General features: G+C 65.2%; 1 protein-coding gene. It reads left to right on the top strand.

Annotated features, from left to right (window positions below; genetic code table 11):
- Window positions 1-21: 21 nt before the first annotated feature.
- A partial coding sequence (locus DQW85_RS05910) for a condensation domain-containing protein (protein WP_275888176.1) occupies window positions 22-3,965 on the top strand: 3,944 nt, incomplete at its 3' end.

Genomic DNA, 3,965 nt, shown 5'->3' with positions numbered 1-3,965 from the left:
GCGGTGTTGAAGGCGGGTGGGGTGTATGTGCCGTTGAATGTGGGGCAGCCGGTGGGGCGGTTGGCGTATTTGCTGGCTGATTCGGGTGTGGGGGTGGTTGTCACCACGCGTGATCTGGTGGGTGGGTTGGTGGGGTTCGAGGGGGGTGTGGTGTTGGTGGATGAGGTGGATTGGTCGGTGGGCGGGGCGGTTGCGGAGGTTGCGGTGGAGGGTGAGGGGTTGGCGTATGTGGCGTATACGTCGGGGTCGACGGGGCGGCCGAAGGGTGTGGCGGTCACGCATCGGGGGTTGGCGGGGTATGTGGCGGGTTGGCAGCGGGCGCTGGAGGGGCTGGGCGGTCCGGGGGTGACGTTGTCGATGACCAGCCCCGGCTTTGATGTGTCGGTCGGGGACATGGTGCGTGCGTTGTGTGCGGGCCGGGCGGTGGTGTTCTTACCGCAGGCGGACGGGGTGTCGGTGGAAGAACTGCACGCCGTTCTGCTTGCGCATCGGGTGGAGATCGCCGATATCGTGCCGGGCACGCTGTTGCGCGATCTGGCGGCGTACTGCCGCCATGCGGGCGCATTGGACGCGCTGCGGTTGGTGATCTCCGGCACGGTCTGGAACTACGAGGCCTTGATGGAGTGCGTGAAGGCGGTCGCGCCGGGGGCCACGCCGGCGAATGCGTATGGCGTGACCGAGGCGGCGATCGACTCGCTCATGATGTCCCTGGGAGAAGGGGACACAGGCTCGATGGTGCCGGTTGGGCGGCCGCTTGCGGGGGTGCGGGTCTATGTGGTGGATGAGTGGCTGAATGTGGTGCCGGTGGGTGTGCCGGGTGAGTTGTTCATTGGTGGGGTGGGGGTGGCGCGGGGGTATGTGGGGCGTGCTGATTTGACGGCGGAGCGGTTTGTGGCTGATCCGTTTGTGGGTGGTGGGGGGCGGTTGTATCGGACGGGGGATCGGGTGCGGTGGCGGGGGGATGGGGTGCTGGAGTTTTTGGGGCGGGTGGATGATCAGGTGAAGATTCGTGGGTTTCGGGTCGAGCCTGGTGAGGTGGAGGTGGTGCTGGCCGGGCATCCGGAGGTGCGTGATGCGGTGGTGGTGGCGCGTGAGGATGGTCCGTCGGGGGTGCGGTTGGTGGGGTATGTGGTGGCGGCCGAGGGAGGCCAGCTGGAGTCTGGTGGGTTGCGGGGGTTCTTGCGGGAGCGGTTGCCGGAGTTCATGGTGCCGGCGGCGTTCGTGGTGGTGGATGTGTTGCCGTTGACGGCGAACGGGAAGGTGGATCGGCGGGCGTTGCCGGATCCGGGGGTGAGTGTGGCGGGGGTGGAGTATGTGCCGCCGCGCACGCGGGTCGAGGTGGTGTTGGCGGAGATCTGGTCGCAGGTGCTGGGTGTGGAGCGGGTGGGGGTGAGGGACAACTTCTTCGATCTTGGTGGGGATTCGATTCTGAGTTTGCAGATTGTGGCTCGGGCGCGGGCGGCGGGTTTGCGGGTTGAGGTGGCGGATGTGTTTGCTCGGCAGAGTGTGGCGGAGCTTGCGGGGGTGGTCGGTGATGAGGGGGTGGTGTCGGGTGTGGTGCCGTTGACGGTGGCGCAGTGTGGGTTGTTGGAGCGGGGTGCTGGTCGGGATGGGTGGTGTCGGTGGGGTGTGTTCGAGTTGGCTGCGGGTGTTGATGTGGGGGTGTTGGGGCGGGCGGTGGAGGCGTTGGTTGCTCGTCATGATGTGTTGCGGGCGCGGGTGTTGTTTGAGGAGGGGCGGGGGTGGGTGCAGCGTGTTGTTGGGCGGGAGTCGGCTGGTGTGTTTTCGGTGGTTGAGGCGGTGGGGGTGGAGGAGGGGATGGCGGCGGTTCGGGGGTCGGTGAGTGTGGTTGATGGGCCGGTGTTGCGGGTGGTGTTGTTTGAGCGTGGGGATGAGCCTTGTCTGTTGGGGGTGGTGGTGCATGGGCTGGTGGTGGATGCGCGGTCTTGGGGGGTTTTGCTGGAGGATTTGAGCGGGCTGTGTGGTGTGGCTTTGTCGGAGAAGCTGGTCGATGGTTTGGGTGTGGATGGGGTGGTGCGGGTTCGGTTGGGGGTTGAGGACAGTGCTGCGGTGTTGGTAGGGGTGCATGGGGCGTATCGGACGGTGGTGGGTGATGTGTTGGCGGCGGCGTTGGTGCAGGGCGTGGGTGGGCAGGTTGCGGTGCAGGTGGATGGGGTGGGGGTGGATTTGTCTGGGAGGGTTGGCTGGTTCTGTTCGTTTGTTGCGGTGGGTGTTTCGGGGGTGGCGTCGGGCGATGCGGGGGTGGTGTTGAAGTCGGTGAAGGAGCAGGTTCGTGGTGGTGGGTGGGTGGGTGATGTGGAGGTTTTGGTTGGTTGGTTTGGTGGTGAGGGGGTGGGGTTGCCGGAGCGGTTGTTCGGGTTGGAGGTGCGGGGTTGGCGGGCTGGTGATGGCCGGGTGGAGTTGGAGTGGCACTTCGATCCGGGGTTGTATCGGGCCGAGAGTGTGCAGGGGATGGCGGATGCTCATGTGCGGGCGTTGAGGGGGTTGATCGCGCATTGTTTGTCGCCGGGTGCGGGTGGTTTCACTCCGTCGGATTTTCCGTTGGCTGGGTTGGATCAGGTGGGTGTGGATCGGCTGGTGGCGGGTGCTGCGGTGGCGGATGTGTATCGGTTGACGCCGGTGCAGCTGGGGATGTTGTTTCACACGTTGGAGGCTCCCGCTGAGGTCTCGGGGGTGTATCTGGCGCAGGAGTTGCGCGAGGTCAGCGGTCGGCTGGACGTCGCGGCGTTGCGGCGGGCGTGGGATGTGGTGGTGGGGCGGCATGCGGCGTTGCGGACGGGGTTCGTCTGGGAGGGTGTGCCCGAGCCGGTGCAGGTGGTCCACGACGCGGTTCAGGTGCCGTTCGAGGTGCTGGACTGGTCGCACCTCGACACTGTGAGCGTGCACAGCCGGATAGAGGAACTGCTCGCTGCCGACCGCGAGCGTCCGTTCGACATCTCGGCGCCCCCGCTGATGCGAGTGTGCGTGATCGACCGAGGCGGCGACAGGCACTGGACACTCTGGACCTTCCATCACATCTGCTTGGACGGGTGGAGTGTCCCGATCGTGCTCGACGAAGTGCTCCAAACCTACGAGGCCCTCAAACAAGAACACCAGCTGGAGCTCCCCGACGCACCGTGCTACCGCGATTTCGTGGCCTGGCTCGCGGAGCGGGACGCGGTCGAGGCGGAGGAGTTCTGGCGGTCGTATCTGGCGGGGTTCGAGGCGGCGACACCTTTGCCGGTGGACCGCCAGGCAACCCGGCAGTGGACCCATGACAGCCGGCGGTTGGAGTTGTCGCGTGAGGTGACCACCGGTCTTCTCGAACTGGCACGGCAAGCCCGAGTCACTCCTGGAACGGTGATTCAGGCGGGGTGGGCGTTGTTGTTGTCGCGTTACAGCGGTGAGCGGGATGTGGTGTTCGGGTTGACGGTTTCCGGCCGCCCTGTGGAGTTGCCAGGCGTGGAATCGATGGTCGGTATGTTCATCAATACTCTGCCGGTGCGGGCTCGGGTGCCGGCCGATGTGCCGTTCATCGACTGGCTGCGCGAGTTGCAGGACAACCAGATCGCCCTCCAGCGATTCGAGCACACCTCGCTGACCGACATCCAGAAACTCTCGATGGTCCCACACGGCACGTCACTGTTCGACAGCATCATGGTGTTCGGAAATTACCCGGAGGGAGAGCTGCCGGAAGGTGATGACCGACCAGGCGATAATGAGGCATTATTCGCTCCCTCTGATCTGGCTGAGCGGGGTCATTATCCGCTGACGTTCGCTGTGGAATTGCGTGATCGGCTGGAGATCAAAGTCGAGTTTTCGGCTGCGGCGTTTGATGGGGCGACGGTGGATCGTTTGTTGGGGCAGTTGGGTGTGGTGTTTTCGGTGGTGGTGGGTGATGTGGGGGTGTTGGTGCGTGATGTGGGTTTGGTGTCTGGTGGGGGTCGGGGGGATTTGGTGGGGTG

The sequence above is a fragment of the Nonomuraea lactucae genome, assembly GCF_003313395.1.
GTDB classification, from domain to species: domain Bacteria; phylum Actinomycetota; class Actinomycetes; order Streptosporangiales; family Streptosporangiaceae; genus Nonomuraea; species Nonomuraea lactucae.
This window is presented reverse-complemented; position numbering and strand designations above follow the sequence as displayed.